Below are 23,972 nucleotides of genomic sequence, written 5' to 3'. Positions count from 1 at the left end.
GCCCTCCAGGCCAGTACAGAACCTGGACAGCGAAGAGGCCGGAACAGCTTGCACAAAGCCCAACAAATTCAATTCGTTGGGCATTCTGGCGAAGGTCGTTTGCAGGCACCGGCCCTTCCGTTACCATCGACGCCGATTTGCGCCAATAATAAGCCCAGGCACGCAGCGTCCACAGCCAACGAGGCCCGCATGTACATCTATCGCTTGGTCCTGCTTCTGGTAGTGGGGATCTACCTGTTCTCCCCGGCCATCATGGACTGGTGGATCGAACCCACCGGCGCCTGGTATCGCCCCTACCTGCTGTGGCTGATCCTGATCGTCGTGACCTTTATCCTGCAGAGCCAACGTGATGCCGATGAGCTTTAGCCTGACCCAGATGATCCTGATCAGCGCCGCCTACCTGCTGGTGCTGTTCGGCGTGGCCTGGATCAGCGAGCGCGGCATGATCCCGCGCTCGATCATTCGCCACCCACTGACCTACACCCTGTCGCTGGGCGTGTACGCCAGCGCATGGGCCTTCTACGGTACAGTCGGCCTGGCCTACCAGTACGGCTACGGTTTCCTGGCCTGCTACCTGGGAGTGTCCGGTGCATTCCTGCTCGCCCCGGTGCTGCTCTATCCGATCCTGAAGATCACCCGCACCTACCAGCTCTCGTCGCTGGCCGACCTCATCGCGTTCCGCTTTCGCAGTACCTGGGCCGGCGCCCTCACCACGATCTTCATGCTGATCGGCGTGCTGCCGCTGCTGGCCCTGCAGATCCAGGCCGTGGCCGACTCCATCAGCATCCTCACCGGCGAGCCGGTCAAGAGTCGCGTGGCCCTGGCCTTCTGCGCCATGATCACACTGTTCACTATCTTCTTTGGCTCACGCCATATTGCCACCCGCGAGAAACACGAAGGGCTTGTGTTCGCCATCGCCTTCGAGTCGGTGGTCAAGCTGCTGGCGTTGGGCGGTATCGGCCTGTATGCGCTGTACGGGGTGTTCGGCGGCCCGCACGAGCTGGAGGTGTGGCTGCTGCAGAACCAGACCGCCCTCGCCGCGCTGCACACACCCTTGCAGGAAGGCCCGTGGCGCACCCTGCTGCTGGTGTTCTTCGCCTCGGCCATCGTGATGCCGCACATGTACCACATGGCCTTTACCGAGAACCTCAACCCGCGCTCGCTGGTCAGCGCCAGCTGGGGCCTGCCGCTGTTCCTGCTGCTGATGAGCCTGGCGGTACCGCTGATCCTGTGGGCCGGGCTCAAGCTGGGCGCCAGCACCAGCCCGGAATACTTCACCCTGGGCCTGGGCATCGCCGCCAACAATCAGGCCCTGGCGCTACTGGCCTACATCGGCGGGCTATCCGCTGCCAGCGGGCTGATCATCGTCACTACGCTGGCGCTGTCGGGCATGGCGCTGAACCACCTGGTGCTGCCGCTGTACCAGCCGCCGGCCGAAGGCAACATCTATCGCTGGCTGAAATGGACGCGCCGCGCGCTGATCGTGGCGATCATCGCCGCCGGTTTCGGCTTCTATCTGCTGCTCGGCGCCCAGCAGGACCTGGCCAACCTGGGCATCGTCGCCTTCGTTGCCACCCTGCAGTTCCTGCCAGGCGTGCTGTCGGTGCTGTACTGGCCCACCGCCAACCGGCGCGGCTTCATCGCCGGCCTGCTGGCGGGGATCCTGGTGTGGATGGTGACCATGCTGCTGCCGCTGGTGGGCAACCTGCAGGGCTTCTACATTCCGCTGCTGAACATGATCTATGTGCTCGACGACACCAGCTGGCACATGGCGGCGATCGCCTCGCTGGCGGCCAACGTGCTGCTGTTCACCCTGATCTCGCTGTTCAGCAACGCCAGCGCCGAGGAAGTCGCCGCCGCCGAGGCCTGCGCCGTGGATAACGTGCGCCGTCCGCAACGGCGCGAACTGCACGCCGCCTCGCCGCAGGAATTCGCCACCCAGCTGGCCAAGCCGCTGGGCGCCAAGGCCGCGCAGAAAGAAGTCGAGCAAGCCCTGCGCGACCTGTACCTGCCCTTCGACGAACGCCGCCCGTACGCCCTGCGACGCCTGCGCGACCGCATCGAGGCCAACCTGTCGGGCCTGATGGGCCCCAGCGTGGCACAGGACATGGTCGAGACCTTCCTGCCGTACAAGTCGGGCAGCGAGAACTACGTGACCGAAGACATCCATTTCATCGAGAGCCGCCTGGAAGACTATCACTCGCGCCTCACCGGCCTGGCCGCCGAGCTCGATGCCCTGCGCCGCTACCACCGCCAGACCCTGCAGGAGCTGCCCATGGGCGTCTGCTCGCTGGCCAAGGATCAGGAGATCCTGATGTGGAACAGGGCCATGGAAGAGCTGACCGGCATCCCCGCCAAGCGTGTGGTCGGCTCGCGCCTGACCACCATCGGCGAACCCTGGCGCGGTCTGTTGCTGGGGTTCATCAACGTGCCCGACGAGCACCTGCACAAGCAGCGCCTGGGCCTGGACGGGCAGACCCGCTGGCTCAACCTGCACAAGGCGGCCATCGACGAGCCCCTGGCACCGGGCAACAGCGGCCTGGTGCTGTTGGTGGAAGACCTCACCGAAACCCAGATGCTCGAAGACAAGCTGGTGCACTCCGAGCGCCTGGCCAGCATCGGCCGCCTGGCCGCCGGGGTCGCCCACGAAATCGGCAACCCGGTCACCGGCATCGCCTGCCTGGCGCAGAACCTGCGTGAAGAGCGCGAGGACGACGGCGAGATCACCGAACTGAGCAGCCAGATCCTGGAGCAGACCAAGCGCATCTCGCGCATCGTCCAGTCGCTGATGAGCTTCGCCCACGCCGGCAGCCACCAGCACAGTGACGAACCGGTGTGCCTGGCCGAAGTGGCGCAGGATGCCATCGGTCTGCTGGCCTTGAACCGGCGCAATTTCGAAGTACAGTTCTTCAACCTGTGCGACCCCGAGCACTGGGTCGACGGCGATCCGCAGCGCCTGGCGCAGGTACTCATCAACCTGCTGTCCAACGCCCGCGATGCATCGCCGGCCGGCACGGCGGTACGGGTCAAGAGCGAAGCCAGCGAGCACACCGTCGACCTGATCGTCGAGGACGAAGGCAGCGGCATTCCGAAGAGCATCATGGACCGGCTGTTCGAACCCTTCTTCACCACCAAGGATCCGGGCGAAGGCACCGGGCTGGGGCTCGCTCTGGTCTATTCCATCGTGGAAGAGCATTATGGACAAATCACCATCGACAGCCCGGCCGATACTCAAAGCCAGCGTGGCACCCGGATCCGTGTGACCCTGCCGCGTCATGTCGTAGCGACGTCCGCTGTGAACTGAGACCGTCGAGAGAATTGAATCAATGCCGCATATTCTGATCGTCGAAGACGAAACCATCATCCGCTCGGCCTTGCGTCGCCTGCTCGAACGCAACCAGTACCAGGTCAGCGAAGCCGGCTCGGTACAGGAGGCCCAGGAACGCTTCAGCATTCCGAGCTTCGACCTGATTGTCAGCGACCTGCGCCTGCCCGGCGCACCGGGTACCGAGCTGATCAAGCTGGGCGAAGGCAAGCCGGTGCTGATCATGACCAGCTACGCCAGCCTGCGCTCGGCCGTCGACTCGATGAAGATGGGCGCAGTGGACTACATCGCCAAGCCCTTCGATCACGACGAGATGCTCCAGGCCGTCGCCCGCATCCTGCGCGACCGCCAGAACGCCCCCGCCGCCCCTGCCGAGCGCAGCAGCGCCGGCGCCAAGGCGGCCCCGGCGGACAAGCCGGGCAATGCCAATGGCGAAATCGGCATCATCGGCTCGTGCCCGCCGATGCAGGACCTGTACGGCAAGATCCGCAAGGTCGCGCCCACCGACTCCAATGTACTGATCCAGGGTGAATCGGGTACCGGCAAGGAGCTGGTGGCGCGCGCGCTGCACAACCTGTCACGCCGGGCCAAGGCGCCGATGATTTCGGTCAACTGCGCGGCGATTCCCGAAAGCCTGATCGAGTCCGAGCTGTTCGGTCACGAAAAGGGCGCGTTCACCGGCGCCAGCGCCGGCCGTGCCGGCCTGGTCGAAGCGGCCGACGGGGGCACGCTGTTTCTCGACGAGATCGGCGAACTGCCGCTCGAAGCCCAGGCCCGCCTGCTGCGCGTACTGCAGGAAGGCGAGATCCGACGAGTGGGCTCGGTGCAATCGCAAAAGGTCGATGTGCGCCTGATTGCCGCCACCCACCGCGACCTGAAGAACCTGGCCAAGGTCGGCCAGTTCCGCGAAGACCTTTACTATCGCCTGCACGTGATCGCCCTCAAGCTTCCCGCCCTGCGCGAGCGTGGCGCCGACGTCAACGAGATCGCCAATGCGTTCCTCGCCCGCCAGAGCGCACGCATCGGGCGCAACGACCTGAAGTTCGCCCATGACGCCGAACAGGCCATTCGTCATTACTCCTGGCCGGGCAACGTGCGAGAGCTGGAAAACGCCGTGGAGCGCGCGGTGATCCTGTGCGAAAGCCCGGAAATCTCTGCCGACCTGCTGGGCATCGACATCGAGCTGGCCGACCTGGAAGACGATGACGTGTTCGCCGGCCTGCCGTCTGCCGGTGGCGCCGCCAGCAACACCAGCCACGAACCGACCGAAGACCTGTCACTGGAAGACTACTTCCAGCACTTTGTACTCGAACACCAGGACCACATGACCGAGACCGAGCTGGCCCGCAAGCTCGGTGTCAGCCGCAAATGCCTGTGGGAACGTCGTCAGCGCCTGGGTATCCCGCGGCGCAAGAGCGGGGCCACCAGCGAAAGCTGAACCAGCACGCGCACCGGTGTTACCGGCAGGTAACACCAGGGCGTGTGAAAAAAATGTTACCTCACGCTGATCACGTAACAGAAACCGGGGCATACGGTAACGAATCCCCGGTTTTTTTATGCCCGCCAGACGCCCCCAAAACCGCCTAACCCCTTGTTTTACTGGGGTTTGCAAAAGTTGGCACGGCACCTGCTATATGTTCGGTACAAGAACAATAACAAGCACTGCAAAAGACAATAAAAATAAGACGAATCGGCTCACGCACAATAAGAACAAGACGGCGGAGGCGCAGCTAACTGATTCTTTTGGAGAGGAGTTGTATTTGGGGCTTGCCCCACAACCAGGCAGAGAACAACAAAAACTGCACTCAAGCAGGGCCTGAACTGGTTGGATCGCATGATCACTGCAACCTCAGCGACCAAAGCAATCCGTTTGCTCTTGACTCCCGGTTAGGGAGAACACCCACAAGCCTTGCGGTTTTGTGGGTAGGGCACTCAACAAAAACAAGAAGCCCGGCAAAAGAACAATAAGAGCATGCAACTACTTCTTGGGGAGCTTCGGCTCCCCTTGTAGTTTCCGGCTTTCAGCCCGCCCGATGCACCCGCCTACACCATCCTTCGAGTAAATGCTAGAATCCCCGCCCATCATGCGGCCATTCTTCGTTTTTGGCCGAACATTCCTTCAAACAGTGCATCCCATGCTGAAGAAGTTGTTCCAGTCATTCCGTCCTACCGTGCGTGGCCAGCACCACATTCGCACCACGCCCGAAGTGATCAATAGCGGCCAGCATTCACTGCAACGTGGCCAGTTCAGCCGCCACGCGGTGAACATCGTCGAGCGCCTGCAGAACGCAGGCTACCAGGCCTACCTGGTCGGCGGTTGCGTTCGCGATCAACTCCTGGGCATTACCCCCAAGGACTTCGACGTCGCCACCAGTGCCACCCCCGAACAGGTCCGTGCAGAGTTTCGCAACGCCCGGATCATCGGCCGGCGGTTCAAGCTGGTGCATATCCATTTCGGTCGCGAAATCATCGAAGTCGCCACCTTCCGCGCCAACCATCCCGAGGTCGAGGAAGAGAACAGCCACACCTCTTCACGCAACGAGAGCGGGCGCATCCTGCGTGACAATGTATACGGCACCCTGGAAGAAGACGCGCAGCGCCGCGACTTCACCATCAATGCCCTGTACTACGATCCGGTCAGCGAGCGCATTCTCGATTACGCCAACGGCGTGCACGATATCCGCAACCGTCTGATCCGCCTGATCGGCGACCCTGTGCAGCGCTACCAGGAAGACCCGGTACGCATGCTGCGGGCCGTGCGCTTCGCGGCCAAGCTCAACTTCGGTATCGAAAAGCACACCGTGCAACCGATCCGCGAGCTGGCCCCGATGCTGCGCGAAATCCCTGCCGCACGCCTGTTCGAAGAAACCCTGAAGCTGTTCCTGTCCGGCTATGCGGCCGACACCTTCGAGATGCTGGTCGACCTGCAACTGTTCGACCCGCTGTTCCCGGCCAGTGCCCAGGCGCTGGAAGACCAGCCGACCTACACCCACACCCTGATCAGCCAGGCGCTGATCAACACCGACCTGCGCATCAAGCAAGGCAAGCCGGTCACCCCGGCCTTCCTGTTCGCCGCCATGCTCTGGCCGGCGCTGCCAGGGCGTGCCCTGCGCCTGCAGAGCCGTGGCATGCCGCCGATCCCGGCCTTGCAGGAAGCCGCCCACGAGCTGATCGCCGAACAGTGCCAGCGCATTGCGATCCCCAAGCGCTTCACGATGCCGATCCGCGAGATCTGGGACATGCAGGAGCGCCTGCCACGGCGCAGCGGCAAACGTGCCGACCTGCTGCTGGACAACCCGCGTTTTCGCGCCGGCTACGACTTCCTGCTGCTGCGCGAAAGCGCGGGCGAGGAAACCGACGGCCTGGGCCAATGGTGGACCGACTACCAGGACTGCAACGACAGCGAGCGCCGCGACATGATCCGTGACCTGGGCAGCCGCGACGACGGCGCCGGCGCGGGCCCGCGCAAACGCAAGCGCAGCCCGAGCAAGCGCAAGCGCGCCGACGGCGCAGGCGAGTAACGCCGTATGGTGCGTGCCTACATCGGCCTGGGCAGCAACCTGGCCGACCCGCAACAGCAACTGCGCAGCGCTCTCGAGGCGCTGGGCCGGTTGCCGGGTTCGCAACTGGCCGGTGTGTCGTCGTTCTACGCCAGCGACTCGCTGTCGCCTGGCCAGCCGCGCTACACCAACGCGGTTGCGGCGCTCGATACTTCGCTGGCGCCGCTGGCGCTGCTCGATGCCCTGCAGGCCATCGAGGCCGACCAGGGCCGCGAACGCAAGGAACGCTGGGGCCCACGCACCCTGGACCTGGATATCCTGCTGTATGCCGATCAGGTGCTCGACGAGCCGCGCCTGAAGGTTCCCCACTATCACATGCACGCCCGCCCGTTCGTGCTGTACCCCCTGGCAGAGCTGGTGCCCGGCGACTTCTGCCTGCCCGACCAGCGCCCCCTCGCGCAATGGCTGGCAGAATGCCCGTTCGTTGGCCTCGAGCGCCTGTAACTGGGCGCTCCCCCACGCGGTAACGCCCGTAACAGCGCCTTCGTAACAATGCGGTAACAGGGTAATTGACTTCAGTCTTCGTGCTCACGACTATAGGCGTCCCGCAGCGCCCCGGCGCCGCATAAGGCGTATATAGGCCTGGAACAGGGTTGTACTCCAAACACCACAATCGATGATGTGCTGTTCCAGTAGATGAATACACGCGTTGTACGCAGTCGTTTTTCACAGCGCCTGAACGAGGATTCCTTTCATGCCAGAAGTAACCCTGACCACCCTGCAAGGCCTCAAGGCCAAGGGCGAGAAAATAACCATGCTGACCTGCTATGACGCGACCTTTGCCAAGGTGGCGAGTCAGGCCGGCGTGGAAATATTGCTGGTGGGTGACTCCCTGGGCATGGTCCTGCAGGGCCATGACAGCACCTTGCCGGTGACCAACGCCGAAATGGCCTACCACACCGCCTGCGTCAAGCGCGGCAACCAGGGTGCGCTGATTCTGGCCGACCTGCCCTTCATGGCCTGCGCCACCACCGAGCAGGCCTTCGCCAATGCCGGCGCACTGATGCAGGCCGGCGCGCACATGGTCAAGGTCGAGGGCGCCGCCTGGCTGGCCGAGACCATTCGCCTGCTGGCCGAACGCGGCGTGCCGGTGTGTGCGCACATGGGCCTCACGCCGCAGACCGTGAACATCCTGGGCGGCTACAAGGTCCAGGGCCGCCAGGAGAACCAGGCACGGCAGATGCGCGCCGACGCCATCGCCCTGGAGCAGGCCGGCGCAGCCATGCTGCTGCTCGAATGTGTGCCCAGCGAGCTGGCGGCGGAAATCACCCAGGCCGTGACCATTCCGGTCATCGGTATCGGTGCCGGCAGCGCCACCGATGGCCAGGTACTGGTGATGCACGACATGCTCGGCCTGTCGCTCAGCGGGCGCGTGCCCAAGTTCGTGAAGAACTTCATGCTTGGCCAGCCCGACATTGCCGGTGCTTTCGGTGCCTACGTGCAAGCCGTCAAGGGCGTGACCTTCCCCGGCACCGAACATGGGTTCAGCGCATGAATACCGTCAAGACCATCCTTGAACTGCGCGCTGCGGTCGCCCGCGCACGCAGCGAGGGCAAGCGCATCGGCTTCGTGCCCACCATGGGCAACCTGCACAGCGGGCATGCCGCGCTGGTGACCAAGGCCGCGCAGCGGGCCGATTTCGTGGTGGCGAGCATCTTCGTCAACCCGCTGCAGTTCGGCGCCAACGAAGACCTCGACAAGTACCCGCGCACCCTCGCCGCCGACCAGGAAAAACTCCTGCAGGCCGGCTGCCACCTGCTGTTCACCCCCAACGTCGAAGAAATGTACCCCGACGGCATGGCGGCCCAGACCCTGGTCAGCGTGCCGCACCTGTCCCAAGGGCTGTGTGGCGCCAGCCGTCCCGGGCACTTCGAGGGTGTTGCCACGGTGGTCAGCAAGCTGTTCAACATGGTCCAGCCCGACCTGGCCGTGTTCGGCCAGAAGGACTTCCAGCAACTGGCGGTGATCCGCGCGCTGGTGCGCGACCTCAACCTGCCCATCCAGATCATCGGCGAGCCGACCGTGCGCGCCGAGGACGGCCTGGCCCTGTCGTCGCGCAACGGTTACCTGACCGACGCACAACGTGCCACTGCGCCCACGATCTACCGCACCCTGAGCCGGATCGCCCAGGCAATCGGCCAGGGCCGCCGTGACTTCGAGGTGCTGATCGCCGAAGGTCGGCAACAACTGGTGGAGGCCGGCTTCAAGCCCGACTACCTGGAAATCCGTCAGGCGCTGAACCTGCGCCCGGCAGGGGCGAACGACCGCGACCTGGTGATTCTGGTGGCAGCGGTACTGGGCGCCACGCGCCTGATCGACAACCTGCACCTGAACCTCGACGAACAGTGACAACGCACCCGGCCGGGCTGCCGGGCAATTAACCTGCCACACTGGAAACGGGCCCGTCTTTCCAGTGTCAAAGGCAGTTCACGTACCAAGGAAACCTGCAGCGATGGCGTACTACCGCACCCCCCACGATGTCACTACGCTGCCCGCCTGGCAGGCGCTCCAGCAACACCGCAGCGCCATGCAGGGCTTCAGCATGCGCGATGCGTTCAACGCCAACCCGCAGCGCTTCGAGCAGTTCAGCCTGAGCAGCTGCGGGCTGTTTCTGGACTATTCGAAAAACCTCATCGACCACCAGACCCGCGACCTGCTGGTGGGGCTGGCCAATGAAGTGGGCCTGCAGGACGCGATCAAGTCGCTGTTTGCCGGCGAAATCGTCAACGCCTCCGAAGGCCGCCCGGCCCTGCATACCGCGCTGCGGCGCCCGGTGGGCGACAAGCTGAGCGTCAATGGCGTGAACATCATGCCCGACGTGCACAAGGTGCTGAATCAGGTCACCGAGCTGGTGGGGCGCATCCACGACGGCCTGTGGCGCGGCTACAGCGAAAAGCCGATCACCGACGTGGTCAACATCGGCATCGGCGGCTCGTTCCTCGGCCCGGAGCTGGTCTCCGAGGCCCTGCTGCCCTACGCCCAGCGCGGCGTGCGCTGCCACTACCTGGCCAATATCGACGGCAGCGAATTCCACGAGCTGTCGGCCAAGCTGCGTGCCGAGACCACGCTGTTCATCGTGTCGTCCAAATCCTTCAATACCCTGGAAACCCTGAAGAACGCCCAGGCGGCTCGGGTCTGGTACCTGGCCCAGGGTGGTTCGGAAGCCGAGCTGTACAAGCACTTCATCGCCGTATCGAGCAACAAGGCCGCTGCGGTGGCCTTCGGTATCCGTGAAGAGAACATCTTCCCGATGTGGGACTGGGTAGGCGGACGCTATTCGCTGTGGTCGGCCATCGGCCTGCCGATCGCCCTGGCCATCGGCACCGCCAACTTCAAGGAGCTGCTGTCGGGTGCCTACACCATGGACCAGCACTTCCAGACCGCACCGTTCGGGCAGAACATGCCGGTGCTGCTGGCCTTGCTGGGCGTGTGGTATGGCAACTTCTGGGGCGCCCAGAGCCACGCGATCCTGCCGTACGACCATTACCTGCGCAACATCACCAAGCACCTGCAGCAACTGGACATGGAGTCCAACGGCAAGAGCGTGCGCCAGGACGGCACCCCGGTCGACCACGACACCGGGCCGGTGATCTGGGGCGGCGTGGGCTGCAACGGCCAGCATGCCTATCACCAGTTGCTGCACCAGGGCACCCAACTGATACCGGCCGACTTCATCGTGCCGGTGGTGAGCTTCAACCCGGTGGCCGACCACCACCAGTGGCTGTACGCCAACTGCCTGTCCCAGAGCCAGGCGTTGATGCTCGGCAAGACCCGCGCCGAGGCCGAGGCCGAGCTGCGCGACAAGGGCATGGCCGAAGCCGAGGTGCAGCGCCTGGCGCCGCACAAGGTGATCCCGGGCAACCGTCCGAGCAACACCCTGGTGGTGGAGCGTATCAGCCCGCGGCGCCTGGGCGCGCTGGTGGCGATGTACGAGCACAAGGTGTTCGTGCAGAGCGTGGTGTGGGGCATCAATGCCTTCGACCAGTGGGGTGTGGAGCTGGGCAAGGAACTGGGCAAGGGCGTGTACCAGCGCCTGACCGGCGGTATCGAAGAGCCGGCCGAAGATGCCTCGACCCAGGGCCTGATCAACTACTTCCGCGGGCGTCACCGGGGCTAAGGGCTACACTGTCGGGATGTTGTTATCCCCATCGCGGGCCAAGCCCGCTCCCACAGGTACGATGCACACCGCGTGGGAGCGGGCTTGGCCCGCGATGGGAGCGACACCTATCCAACAGGAAAGGGCCCCCCAATGTTCGATATCAGCGACTACCCCGAAGCCGATGCCGTCAGCAAGGCGGCACAACTCTCCCAGGCCGACTACCAGCGCCTGTATCGCCAGTCCGTAGACGATCCCGACACCTTCTGGGCCGAACAAGCCAGGCGCCTGGACTGGATCAGCCCCTGGTCGGCTGTTCAGCAGAGCGATCTGCGCACGGGCCAGGCAACCTGGTTCAAGGATGCCAAGCTCAACGTCAGCTACAACTGCCTGGACCGCTACGTGGCTCAGCGCGGCGACCAGCCGGCGATCATCTGGGAAGGCGACGACCCGCAGCAGTCCACCACCCTCACCTACCGCCAGGTTCATCAGCAGGTGTGCCGCCTGGCCAACGTGCTCAAGCAGCGCGGGGTGAAAAAGGGCGACCGGGTGTGCATCTACATGCCGATGATTCCCGAAGCTGCCTTCGCCATGCTGGCCTGTACCCGCATCGGCGCGATTCACTCGGTGGTGTTCGGCGGCTTTTCCCCCGACGCCCTGCGCGACCGCATCCTCGACGCCGACTGCCGCACGGTGATTACCGCCGACGAAGGCGTGCGCGGCGCCAGGAGCATTGGCCTGAAGAACAACGTCGACAAGGCCCTGCAAAGCTGCCCGGACGTCAGCAGCGTGGTGGTGGTACGCCGCACCGGCGGCCCGGTGGACTGGAACGAAGCCCGCGACCTCTGGTACCACGAGGCAATCAGCCAGGTGGGCGACGACTGCCCGCCCGAGCCGATGGATGCGGAAGACCCGCTGTTCATCCTCTACACCTCCGGCAGCACCGGCAAGCCCAAGGGCGTGCTGCACACCACCGCCGGCTACCTGCTGCAGGCCGCCCTGACCTTCAAGGTGGTGTTCGACTACCGCGACGGCGAGGTGTTCTGGTGCACCGCCGATGTCGGCTGGGTAACCGGCCACAGCTACATCGTCTACGGCCCGCTCGCCAACGGCGCCACCACCCTGATGTTCGAAGGCGTGCCCAACTACCCCAATGCCTCGCGCTTCTGGCAGGTGGTCGACAAGCACCAGGTGAACATCTTCTATACCGCCCCCACCGCTCTGCGGGCACTGATGCGCGAAGGTTCGGCGCCGCTCGACGGTACCTCGCGCAAGAGCCTGCGCCTGCTGGGCAGCGTGGGCGAGCCGATCAACCCGGAAGCCTGGGAATGGTACTTCGAGAAGGTCGGTGAGAAGCGCTGCCCGATCGTCGACACCTGGTGGCAGACCGAGACCGGCGGCATCATGCTCAGCCCGCTGGTCAGCGCCCGCCACATCAAGCCCGGTTGCGCCACCCGTCCGCTGTTCGGCGTGCAGCCAGTGCTGCTGGACGACAAGGGCGCGCTGATCGAGGGCCCCGGCAGCGGGCTGCTGGCGATCAAGGCCAGTTGGCCGGGGCAGATCCGCAGCGTATACGGCGATCATCAGCGCATGATCGACACCTACTTCAAACCCCTGCCGGGCTACTACTTCACCGGCGACGGCGCGCGCCGCGATGCCGATGGCGACCTGTGGATAACCGGGCGCATCGACGACGTGATCAACGTGTCCGGGCACCGCATCGGCACTGCCGAGGTGGAAAGTGCCCTGGTGTTGCACGACAGCATCGCCGAAGCCGCCGTGGTCGGGTACCCTCACGACCTGAAGGGCCAGGGCATCTATGCCTTCGTCACGCCCATGAACGGCGTGACCCCGGACGACCACCTCAAGCAGGCACTGCTGGCGCTGGTCAGCAAGGAGATCGGCAGCTTTGCCAAACCCGAGCTGATCCAGTGGGCGCCAGCACTGCCCAAGACCCGCTCGGGCAAGATCATGCGCCGCATCCTGCGCAAGATCGCCTGCAACGAGCTGGACAACCTGGGCGACACCTCGACCCTGGCCGACCCGAGCGTGGTCCAAGGCCTGATCGACAAACGCCTGAATCAATGAACGGCACCGCGGCGACGGTGCCTCAAGGTACCCATGGAAGCGCTACGCCGCCGTATCGAAACACAGTTGCTGAGCCTTACGGGCCTGGCCCTGGGCCAACTCGACCTCGAACAGCCCAAGGGCGACCCTGGGCTGTTCGGTCCGCGCAGCATCAGCTGGCAGGTGCACGGGGATTTCCCCAGCATGCTCATCGGCGGTATCAGCGCCTTGCTGCTGCAGGTGCTGCACCCGCTGGCCCTGGCCGGGGTGTGGGACCATTCCAGCTTTCGCCAGGACATCATCGGCCGCCTGCGCCGCACCAGCCAGTTCATCTCCGGCACCACCTTCGGCTCCACCCGCGACGCCGAATGGCTGATCGACAAGGTACGCACCATTCACCTGCAGGTGGTGGGGACCGCGGCCGATGGCCGCCCGTATGCCGCCAGTGACCCGGACCTGCTGACCTGGGTGCACGTGGCCGAAGTCAGCAGCTTCATGGCCGCGCACCTGCGCTACCGCAACCCGCACCTCTCGCTGGCCGACCAGGACGCCTACTACGCCGAGATCGCCCTGGTGGCCGAACGCCTGGGGGCTCGCAACGTGCCGCGTTCGCGCCAGGCGGTGGCGCACTACCTGCAAGCCATGCGCCCGCAACTGGTATGCGACGAGCGCAGCCGCGAAGTGGTGCGTGTGTTGCTGGAGGCCCCGGCGCCGAGCCGCCTGGCCAAACCGGTGGCCAACCTGATGATGCAGGCTGGGATCAACCTGCTGCCCGATTGGGCCGGCGAACTGCTCGAGCGCACGCCGAACCCGCTCAAGCGGCGGCTGGTAGGCCTGGGCATCGACAGCACGGCGCCGGTGCTGCGCTGGGCCATGCGCGACAGTTCGCTGCACCGGGCCAGGCGGCGAGTGGGCTGCGCCTGAACAGGTGCAAGGCACCCACCTGCTGTTAAACTGCACGCCCGCAAACCAAGGCTACGTGCATGTCCTCCTTGAATCAGGCGCTGCGCGCCGCCCTCGACGCCCGCCAGCAGCTTCTAAGTGAGCTGCACGCCCAGGGCACCGACTGTTACCGGCTGTTCCACGGCAGCCAGGAAGGCGCGGGCGGACTGACCGTCGACCGCTATGGCCCGCAGTTGCTGGTACAGAGCTTTCACCACACCCTCGAGCGCGATGCCCTGCTGGACCTGCATGGGCACATCGAACGCGAACTGGGCCTGCCACTGCTGCTGGTGTACAACGACCGCTCCCAGGGCAACAGCCGCATCGACCGGCGCGACCCGGTCTACCAGCCCAGCGAGGCCGCGCTGGCCGACCTGGTCGGTCACGAGTGGGGCCTGAACTACCGCGTGCGCGGTCGCCATGCCGGCCAGGACCCGCTGTTGTTTCTGGACCTGCGCAATGCCCGTGGCTGGGTCAAGCAACACAGTGCCGGCAAACGCGTGCTCAACCTGTTCGCCTATACCTGCGGGGTAGGCCTGAGCGCTGCCGCCGGCGGTGCCAGCGCGGTGTGCAACCTGGATTTCGCCGAAGGCAACCTGGCCGTTGGCCGCGAGAACGGCGCACTCAACCCGCAACTGGCGCCCATGGAGTTCATTCAGTCCGACTACTTTCCGGCCATTCGCCAGCTGGCAGGCCTGCCGGTCAGCCAGCGTCGCGGGCACAAGTTGCCGGCCTACCCGCGCCTGGAGCCGCGCGAGTTCGACCTGGTACTGCTCGACCCGCCTGCCTGGGCCAAGAGCGCGTTCGGCACCGTCGACCTGCTGCGTGATTACCAGAGCCTGCTCAAGCCCGCCCTGCTGAGCACGGCCGAAGGCGGCGTGCTGATCTGCTGCAACAACCTGGCCAAGGTTGGCCTCGACGACTGGCGCGAGCAGGTACTGCGTTGCGCACAGAAGATCGGCCGCCCGGTGCGGGAATGGCAGGTGCTCAAGCCGGCAGACGACTTCCCGTCACTGGACGGACAGCCGCCCCTGAAGTGCTTGATCCTGCAGCTGTAAGTGGAAAAAACCGCAGGTAGTCCGGTATTTCGGACTACCTTCGGAACCGAATTAACGTGCCATACTCCAAGCACTCCCGCTCTAGACAGACGACGCCGCACATGCCCAAAGGATTGAAACGCGCCCTCGGCGCCTTGTTGGCCGGCCTGGCCCTGTACAGCCTCCTCGGTTTCCTGATCCTGCCTGGCGTAGCCTTGCGCATCGCCAATCAGCAGTTGGCCAGTTACGCCACCGTGCCGGCGCACATCCAGCGTATCGAGCTCAATCCGTTCAGCCTCGAGCTGACACTATGGGGCTTGCAGATCGGCGAGACCGGCAAGGAGCAGGTCGGCTTCGAACGCCTCTACGCCAACCTGCAGCTCGACAGCCTGTGGTCCGGTGCGCTGCACCTGGCAGCCGTCGAGCTGGACAAGCCGCGCACCGAGCTGCTGTTCGCCAAGGACGGCAGCCTGAACCTGACCCAGCTGTTCAAGCTGCCGCCCAGCGAGCCCAAGGCCGAGACACCGGCAAGCGAACCGTTCCCGCTGCGCATCGGCAGCATCAAGCTGAGCGAGGGCTACCTGCATTTCCAGGACCTGCGCCCGAGCGAGCCGATCGAATTCCTCTACGACTCGATGAACCTGGAGCTGAAGAACCTCAGCACCCTGCCCGACGACAACGCCGACATGACCCTGGTGGCCGCCGGGCCAGAGGGCGGGCGCATCGACTGGGCCGGCACCATCAGCCTGGTACCGATCGCCTCCGAAGGCACCCTCAAGGTCACCGACGGCAAGATGAAGGTGTGGTGGCCGTACGTGCGCGACGCCCTGCCGCTGGTGCTTGAAGACGGCGTGCTCAACCTGGACACCCATTACAAGCTCAACCTGTCGAAGGAAACCGAGCTGCTGCTGGACAACGCCTCGCTCAGCATCGCCCCCTTCGCGATCAAGGCCCCGGACGGTCGCCCGTTGGCCCGCCTGGCCCGACTGGACGTGAGTGAAACCACGGTCGACCTGGCCAAACAGCTGGTCACGGTCGGCAAGATCCGCAGTGAAAAGCTGGAAACCTGGGCTGCCCTGGAAGCCGACGGCCAGCTCGACTGGCAAAAACTCTTCGCCAGCCAGCCTGCCAAGGCCACCCCCAAGGAAAAGGCCGAGCCGGCCACTGCCGGGCCCGCGCCGCAGGAAGCCAGCGCCAAGGCCGCGCCCGGCAAGCCGTGGCAGGTGCTGCTGCGCGACGTGCAACTGCGCAACTACCAGGTTCATCTGGCCGATCGCTCGCAGAAAGAAGCGGTGGCGCTGGATGTCGGCCCGCTCAACCTCGACCTGCAGAACTTCGACAGCCTCAACAAGAGCCCCTTCACCCTCAAGCTCGACAGCGGCGTCGGCCGCCAGGGCAAGCTGCAGGCATCGGGTGAGGTCAACCTGGCACCGGTCAGCGCCCGGCTCAAGGTCAGCACACAGGACATCGACCTGCGGGTAGCCCAGGCCTACATCAGCCCGTTCATTCGCCTGGAGCTGCGCAGCGGCATGCTCGGCAGCGACCTGAACGTGGACCTGAAGAACACCGCCCCGCTGGCGTTCAGCGTCACCGGCAAGGCGCAGGTCAATCAGTTGCATACCCTGGACACCATCAAGGGCCGTGACTTCGTCAAATGGCAGCAACTGAACGTGGACGGCCTGGACTATCGCCACGGCGATGCGCTGAGCATTGCCAAGGTGACCCTGCAGCAGCCCTATGCCCGCTTCATGATCAACGAAGACCGCACCACCAGCGTGGATGACCTGCTGATTCCGCAGCCGGCCAACGGCGCCGCCAAGCCCCAGGGCAAGCGCACGGCCAGCAATGAAAAGCCCTTGGGTATCCGTATCGGTGGCATCGACATCAACGATGGCTCGGCCAACTTCGCCGACTTCAGCCTGACGCCCAACTTCGCTACCGCCATCCAGCAGCTGAACGGCCAGATCGGCACCATCGACAACCGCCAGCCACACCCGGCCAAGGTCGATATCAAGGGCAAGGTGGACCGTTATGCGCCCGTCACCATCAAGGGCGCGCTCAACCCGTTCGACCCGATGGCCAGCCTGGACATCGCCACCAGCTTCAAGCGTGTCGAGCTGACGACCCTGACGCCGTATTCGGGCAAGTTCGCCGGCTACCGGATTCGCAAGGGCCGCCTGAACCTGGACCTGCACTACCTGATCACCAAGGGCCAGCTCAAGGCCGAGAACAAGGTGGTGGTCGAGCAGTTGCAACTGGGTGAGAAGGTCGACAGCCCCGACGCCGTCAACCTGCCGATTCGCCTGGCGATCGCGCTGCTCAAGGACACCGAGGGCAAGATCTCCATCGAGCTGCCGGTGTCGGGCGACCTCAACAACCCGCAGTTCAGCGTAATGCCGATCGTGTGGCAGACCCTGCGCAACCTGGTGCTGCGCGCCGCCCAGGCGCCGTTCAAGTTCATCGGCGGGCTGGTCAGTGGTGGCGGGTCCGAAGACCTGGGCACCGTGTCCTTCGCCCCCGGCTCAAGCGAGCTGAGCAGCGATGCCCAGGGCTCGCTGGACAAGCTGGCGGCAGCACTCAAGGAACGCCCTGCCCTGCGCCTGGAAATCGAAGGCACCAGCGCCCAGAGCAGCGACGGGCCACTGATTGCCGCACAGCGTCTGGATCGTGAGTACCAGAGCACCTACTACAAGATCCTTCAGCGTCGCGGCGACAAGGTGCCGGCACAGGCCTCGCAACTGCAGGTGCCCGATGGCGACAAGCCGGCCATGCTCGAGGGCATCTACCGTACCCGCCTCAAGCAGCAGCCACCGGCCGAGTGGGAGCAGCTGGACCGTGCACAGCGTACTGCCAAGCTGCAGGAAGCGGTGATCAAGTCATGGGCCGAGAGCACCGTGCTGCTGCGCCAGCTCGGTCAGGCACGCGCCAGCAGCATCAAGGACTACCTGGTCGACAAGGGTCAGTTGCAAGACGACCGGGTGTACTTCATCGACGCCACGCTGGGCCAGGCCGAAGCGGATGGCCGGGTGATCTCGCCCCTGCACCTGGACGCCGAGTAGGGCTGGCGGGAGCACTGGCGCCAGGCCAGCGTTCCAGCGCACAAAGAAAAGCCCCGGCTGACTGCGCCGGGGCTTTAGGGTTGGCCACCTCCGTGTGGCCTTTCGCATGAACCGTCAGGATCAGCGAGCGAAACGCTTACTCAGCTTTCAGGCCATCAGCCGAAACGGCTTTCACGCCCTTGATTTTCTTGGCGATGTTCACCGCAGTGGTTTTCTGCGCTTCGGTGATCGCGGTGGTCGAGGACAGGGAAACCACACCTTTGTTGGTTTCGACCTTGATGTCGGTACCCGGGATGCCTTTCTCGGTGACCAGGTCGGCTTTGACCTTGGTGGTGATCCAGGTATCGGAAGTTTCTTCTTTGGCCTTGGTCATTTCACCAGCAGCCAGCATCATCGGTGCTTGCGATGCAGGTTGGGCTGCAAAGGCGGCGTTAGCCATGGTCAGGGTCAGCGCGGTGGCAGTAGCAGCAGCAATAGCGAACTTCTTCATACGAGACACTCCTGTTTTTCGAAAGGTCTGCGCCGTCATTCCTGGCAGCAGGTAACAGGGATATTGCAGAAGCTGTGCCAACCCGAATAAAAAATAAAACCTTTAAAAATCAATAGCTTAAAAATAACCAAAAAATAGCTCATCGTGCACATTGCATGCTTTGCAATGGATGCGCGTGCAAGTTGCATGTTCACAAAATACCGCCGCACCCATGCCCGGGAATCCAACGGGCGTTGCAATATGTACCACTGCCTGCAACAGGGCACCCTCTAACGTGGCAGGCGTCGTGAGCCGGATGAACCGGGTCCCCCGCTGCAGGAAACGCCATGATCGTGATGCCCTACTTTGAGCCCGGCACCTTGCGCGCAGGCTTCATCACCGCGCTGGAGACCGCACAGCGCGACCTGAGCCTGAGCATCATCGAAGCGCGGTGGCTGCGTCGCCTGGCCGATCAAACGACCCTGCCGGCGAGCATGCGGGTGGAGGTGACAGGCAACCTGCAACCACTGTCTGCCAATTGCCTGGTCATTCATCAGCGCGACCCGCTGCTTGAGGCGACCTACCTGTACAGCCCATTGCATGGCGTACAGGGCTTCAACACGCTGCAACAAATTGAAAGTGCCCTGCAGGCCCAGCTGACTCACCTGGGCGTGCCGAGCGAACCGCTGCAGTTCGTGAACCTGAGCGATGCCGTGTTCACCCGGTGGTCACACCACCTGATGCAACAGCAAATCGATCTGCTGCGGGGGCAATCCAGCGGGCTGGCCAAACTGCCCACCCTGACCGGTGCTCTCGACAGTTGCTTGAGCACAGCCTTCTCGACGCTGCTGGAGGGCGTCGACGACATCGCGCAACAACGGGTCCAGGTCATTGCCAGTAACGCCAGCGTGGTGCGCACGCAGGCCCTGGCCGATGTTGCACTGGACGCGTTCAGCGGCCAGCCGCTGGGCATCGACCTGAAGCGCCGTTTCGTACGCGATGGCACCGCAACGCACGACACGCCCGACCCGCTCGCCTGCGAGCAGGCCCTTGCCAGCACTGCCAAGGCCGTTCCGGGGGCCTTTGCACAGGCCTTGCGAAGCTATTGGAGCAGTGTCGACAACGACGTGGGCAGCGATAACCGCGAAGCCCTGGCACTTGGCCTTGCCGACAACTACTGTCGTACGCTGTTGCGAGCGGCCAATGAACAACGCATCGACATCCCTCAGCTGCAATGGCTGCGTGAAGCGCTGATCCCCGACCTGGGCGCCTTGCGGGTGTGTAGCCTGGCGTTGGTGCCAGCAGCTCAGGACATGGGTAGGACGGTGCTGCTGGCCGACAGCCTGGCCCTGCAACAACCGACCGATACCAGCAAGGGGGTGTTCCTGTTCAGCACACGAATCGGGTTCCAACACTTCGCCGATCAGGCCGCCCTTGAACGGCATTGCCAGGCCCTGCTCACACAACCTGCTTGCCCCGCCTCGATCAGCCGCGATGACTGGGAGCAGTTGCAAACCAGCGCGACGCCTGTGGTCAGGCTGGTCGAGGTCGGCCAACCGATGTTCCTCGCACTTGCTGATGCGCTGATCGCACTGGTCAACCGGCGTCTTGCCCACGCACTACGCTTCCCCGGTGCCCAGAGCAGCACGGCCATGGCCGGGGTCGAAGATGCACTGGACATGCGCGCGCTGGTGGACAGGCGCCTGACCCACCTGGGGGTCAACGGTCGATGGCTGCCCGATGCACAGCCAGCAGTCGCCATGAGGCTGCCCGTGCCACCCAGCCAGAGCGTTACGCTGGTAGAGCGCCTCACCCGTGCCAGGGCACTGCATCAGCTGTTTCAATCCCTGGCCACCGCCCAGCCGAAGGTGCAGTCCTGTGTTCTGGACATGCTTGCCCCCAGCCTCGACGCCATCAGCGACGGCCAGTTGCACCCCTTGGACATCCAGCTCAAATGGGCAGAAAAGACTGGCACGGTGGTCGACAGGTTTCTCGAACAGCTGGGCGAAACAGGCAACCAGCACGCGCCGCAGGATCAGGTGCAGGTGCAGGACCGGCAAGGCTTGCCACTGTCGTGGCCGTCGGCACCCGTGATCCGGCAACAGATCGACACCCTTAAAGCGGGCTTTGCCTCGACCTACCTTGAACAACTCGAGGCGTTCGACACGGGTCGGTTGCGCCTGAAGGACAGTGTGGTGTCCCCGCTCACGAGCATGCGCAGCTTGTACGAAGCGCTGCTGCGCATCGAACTGGAGCAAGCCCGCGAGAACGGCGTGATCGATGACGCGCTGCTCGACCTGCTGCAGCAAGCATTGGACCGGCCGGGGCACAGTGCCATTCGCCTGCACAGCCTGAGCTTGTCGGTACCCGGCAAGGCCGGGCTGCTGCCACTGGCCGATGCATTCGTGCTGCAGCGGGCAACGGCCGACAATGACAGCCTGTTGCTCTGGTCACCGCTGGAGCCACTGAGTCAATTCAGCAGCGAAGCAGCCTTGCGCTCGGAAATGACCGGCGCATTCGACGATCCGGAGAAGCTTCATCAGTGGCTGAGCCTGGTGAACGCCGAAGACCTGCGCAACTGGCACACCCTGGCGCAGCTTCCAGGTGCCAGTCAACCCAGCGTTCGCCTCATCGAACAAAGCGAGCTGTTCGCGTTTGTTGAACACAGTGCGGCACGCTTTCGTGCTGCAACCCGGCGTTACTACCTGGGCTATGCCCTGCGCAGCAGGCTCGGCACCTCATTGCTGCAACGCTTCATCGATAACCAGGCCGCCAGGCACCCGTTCGAAGGGGCCTTGCAGCGGGTACGCGACAGCCTCGAGATTCAGTATTTGCGCACCCTTCTACCGGCATGGCTATGCAACGCGACACCGCAGCAAATGAAAAACTACGCGCAACTGGTGCAGGCCTGCGCACGTGTCAGCAACCCCAAGTTCAACTACCTGTTCTCGATCCCAACGCTCAACGACTTCGCCAACCAGCAGCTCAAGGCAGGGCTCGCCCAGGATTACCCGAGCGCACCGGACGATCCCGACCTGATTACCGTCACCTTCACGCACTTCACCCCCAACCCGGTAATGCCCGGCCAGACGCCCTCGCCGATTTCCTCGGACCTGGCCACCACCACCAAGACACTGAGCGAGTACGCCCTGACCCACAGCCGGTTGACCGGCACAGCGACAAGCATGAAGGTCAGCGTCACGCGACCAGGCATGGCACCTGAAGCGCTGGAAGCAGCCACCATCCGCAACATGATCGACCGCCTCGACGTGGCCAGTGCATACCGTGCCCTGCTCGAGAAGAAGTTAACCCCGCAAGATCCCGACTACCTCGAACGCCGTCATCGCTACACGCTGGTATCCACCGCCTACCTGATGGAAGAGGGGTATCAGCATTTTCTGGACAACAAACTATCGGCCAAGGCGCTTTACTACTTTTCCCATGTGCTGGCCAAGCCGGATGCCCTCGCCCGCGACCTGGTCGAGGGCAGGAAGATCACCCTGTGCCAATTGCAGCTACGGGCCGAGCAAGGGTTCGCCCCCGATACCGTGAGGGGCATGTATGTGATCGGCCCGCAGGGCGAACAGGACGGGCCCCTGGTGTTGTACTGCGCCTACCGGCCACACAAGATGTTGCTCGAGTTCAAGGACCAGGGCGCACTGCGCAGTGCCATCCTCTCGGACCCAGAGCTGCAACGAGATATTCTGAACCGGCTTCCCGACACGGTGCAGTCGCGATACGACCACAACGGTTTTCTTCACCCCCATTTGTTCTGGTCCTCATCGGACCTGTTCGATTTCTCGCCCACCCCTGGTGCGGTTCAACTGGTGCGCAGCGAGATCGAAGGCAATGCCCTTGACTACCTGTTCACCGAGAACGTGGCATTCCTGCGGGCACTGACCAAGGCACGCACGGTAACTACCGCCGAGGAATACTGGAATGTGCTGCGCTATGTAATGGGCCTTGCCATCGAGCAGAGTTCGTTTTTCCTGCCTGGAAAGCTGGCAGCCATGCTCAGCTCGCTACAGAGTGTCCAGTGGTTGCAGGCATCCGGTAACGCCGCTTTGCAGCACAACTGGGGCGAATCGCTTGCGGAGTTCGTCACCGCCCTGAGTGGCCTGGTCATGATGCGCCCAGGTGGCTCGAGCGTGAGCAGGAAGACACCTGACGAGCCTTCACCCGTCACGCCTGCACTGGAACTGGACCCTGCCTGGAACGAGGTACTGCTCAACCCCCTGGTACCCAACCGGCTGAGTGACCTGCAGGCGCAGAACGTGCAACTCAAGGACATGGTCCGCAACACCACCCTGGGGCTTTATTTCGCCCCGGGTACCGAGCGTTTCTATTGCGTGATCGCGGGCCACGTCTATGAAGTGGCCAAGCCAGCACAGCAGTGGCAGATCATCAAGCAGGGCCGACTCGGGCCCACGCTGCAAAGAACGGGAAATCAGTGGCAGGTTGATCTGCAGGAAGGCTTGCGTGGCGGCGGCGCGGCCTACAGCAGTTTCGAAACGGCCCTGGCCAACGAAGACATATCCCTGCGCTACACCACGCTGGCTTCGGGAATGAAGAACATTGCCGCGCTCCAGCCGACCAAGTACCAGATGCTACTGCGTGCCCATGCCTTGAGCCGCCACTATCTGGACACCTGCCTGAAGAACCTCAACCTGTCTTCGCCCCAGGCGCCCCTGCCGCCCGAGACACTGAGCATCTTGCAAAAAGTGTTCGACCACCCTCCCTCCGACCAGACAGTACGCCTGCTGCGTGACTATACCCAGCGGATACTGGACGAGCTGTTGTCGGCCTCGATGGACACGGTCACCTCCAAACGCCTCGTGGTGGGCATGAACATGCCCGATCAGCGCGATACCTACGGTTTCACCTACCACAACGACCCCGGCAAGCGGATCTTTCTCACCGAGCGCGTGTTCACCCTGCCATGGGACGTTTCGATTTACGCAACGCCACCGGCCATCGAGCTGCTCGCCCACCAGCAAGCAACGACGCTGATACACGAGCTGTCACACCAGGTACTTCGAACCGTGGATATCGCCTACGTGGAAGCCGCGGCCCCCTTCCCGGACCAGATCAGCCAGCACACGCGGGGCGGGCGTATCGCCTATCAGACGATCCTTGGCTACAAACAGAACGGGCTCTCGATCAACACCCCCGCCCAGGCGCTGTTCAGAACCTTCGACACCTCGAGCCAGACCTGGAGAGATATCAGGAAAAAGGATGGACGAGCCCTGCCCGCGATCTTTCGGCTAAGCAAGACAAACACCCTGGCAGCTGCACGCACTGCGTTCTACAGCGATCCGCAGGTACGCACCGACCTGATCCTGGCCAACGCCGACTCGCTGAGCCTGATCATCACCAACCTGGGGCGCAGGCGCTTTGCCGGCGCTGCCGGCTGAAAG

General features: G+C 63.9%; 14 protein-coding genes. 13 read left to right on the top strand and 1 reads right to left on the bottom strand.

Annotation, left to right across the window (positions count from 1 at the left end):
* The first annotated feature begins 189 nt into the window (after positions 1–189).
* The 12 genes from FW760_RS18400 to FW760_RS18345 all read left to right on the top strand — a co-directional run bounded on the left by FW760_RS18400 (position 190) and on the right by FW760_RS18345 (position 18,086).
* Positions 190–366 (top strand): hypothetical protein, encoded by a 177-nt coding sequence (locus tag FW760_RS18400; RefSeq protein WP_003250005.1) that lies wholly within the window; start codon positions 190–192, stop codon positions 364–366.
* Entirely contained in the window at positions 350–3,304 is a 2,955-nt protein-coding gene (locus tag FW760_RS18395) for a sensor histidine kinase (protein ID WP_162484883.1), read from the top strand. The genes FW760_RS18400 and FW760_RS18395 overlap by 17 nt, the downstream gene beginning before the upstream one ends.
* Positions 3,305–3,326: 22 nt before the next feature.
* The gene (locus tag FW760_RS18390; RefSeq protein WP_043863805.1) at positions 3,327–4,763 is read left to right on the top strand and encodes a sigma-54-dependent transcriptional regulator; all 1,437 of its coding nucleotides are present in this window, start codon (positions 3,327–3,329) and stop codon (positions 4,761–4,763) included.
* Between the two features lie 697 nt (positions 4,764–5,460).
* Complete coding sequence (locus tag FW760_RS18385) at positions 5,461–6,846, top strand: polynucleotide adenylyltransferase PcnB (protein ID WP_043863806.1); 1,386 nt, start codon at positions 5,461–5,463, stop codon at positions 6,844–6,846.
* Between the two features lie 6 nt (positions 6,847–6,852).
* A complete protein-coding gene (gene folK / locus FW760_RS18380) occupies positions 6,853–7,329 on the top strand; it encodes a 2-amino-4-hydroxy-6-hydroxymethyldihydropteridine diphosphokinase (protein WP_043863807.1) in 477 nt (158 codons plus the stop codon).
* 250 nt (positions 7,330–7,579) lie between these two features.
* Complete coding sequence (panB, locus tag FW760_RS18375) at positions 7,580–8,380, top strand: 3-methyl-2-oxobutanoate hydroxymethyltransferase (RefSeq protein WP_043863808.1); 801 nt, start codon at positions 7,580–7,582, stop codon at positions 8,378–8,380.
* Positions 8,377–9,234, top strand: a complete 858-nt coding sequence (gene panC / locus FW760_RS18370) for a pantoate--beta-alanine ligase (protein WP_446443925.1) — start codon at positions 8,377–8,379, stop codon at positions 9,232–9,234. Before panB ends, panC begins: the two co-directional genes overlap by 4 nt.
* Before the next feature lie 103 nt (positions 9,235–9,337).
* On the top strand, positions 9,338–11,002 hold the full coding sequence (gene pgi, locus FW760_RS18365; RefSeq protein ID WP_446443924.1) for a glucose-6-phosphate isomerase: 1,665 nt from the start codon (positions 9,338–9,340) through the stop codon (positions 11,000–11,002).
* A gap of 132 nt (positions 11,003–11,134) precedes the next feature.
* The gene (gene acs / locus FW760_RS18360) at positions 11,135–13,069 is read left to right on the top strand and encodes an acetate--CoA ligase (RefSeq protein WP_446443923.1); all 1,935 of its coding nucleotides are present in this window, start codon (positions 11,135–11,137) and stop codon (positions 13,067–13,069) included.
* A 33-nt stretch (positions 13,070–13,102) separates the two neighbouring features.
* Entirely contained in the window at positions 13,103–13,972 is an 870-nt protein-coding gene (locus tag FW760_RS18355; RefSeq protein WP_446443922.1) for an oxygenase MpaB family protein, read from the top strand.
* Positions 13,973–14,031: 59 nt separating this feature from the next.
* Positions 14,032–15,048, top strand: coding sequence for a class I SAM-dependent rRNA methyltransferase (locus tag FW760_RS18350; protein WP_043863813.1), 1,017 nt, complete (start codon positions 14,032–14,034; stop codon positions 15,046–15,048).
* Between the two features lie 56 nt (positions 15,049–15,104).
* A complete protein-coding gene (locus FW760_RS18345) occupies positions 15,105–18,086 on the top strand; it encodes a DUF748 domain-containing protein (protein ID WP_446443921.1) in 2,982 nt (993 codons plus the stop codon).
* A 136-nt stretch (positions 18,087–18,222) separates the two neighbouring features.
* On the opposite strand, the gene FW760_RS18340 is transcribed toward FW760_RS18345, so the two are convergent.
* A complete protein-coding gene (locus FW760_RS18340; RefSeq protein ID WP_043863815.1) occupies positions 18,223–18,576 on the bottom strand; it encodes a BON domain-containing protein in 354 nt (117 codons plus the stop codon).
* Between the two features lie 326 nt (positions 18,577–18,902).
* Between FW760_RS18340 and FW760_RS18335 the strand changes: the two genes are divergently transcribed.
* Entirely contained in the window at positions 18,903–23,969 is a 5,067-nt protein-coding gene (locus FW760_RS18335) for a hypothetical protein (RefSeq protein WP_446443920.1), read from the top strand.
* The last annotated feature ends 3 nt before the right edge of the window (positions 23,970–23,972 follow it).

The sequence above is a fragment of the Pseudomonas sp. 1176_21 genome (assembly GCF_052850635.1).
The sequence above is the reverse complement of the archived record's forward strand: the minus strand, read 5'-3'. Positions and strand labels throughout refer to the sequence as shown.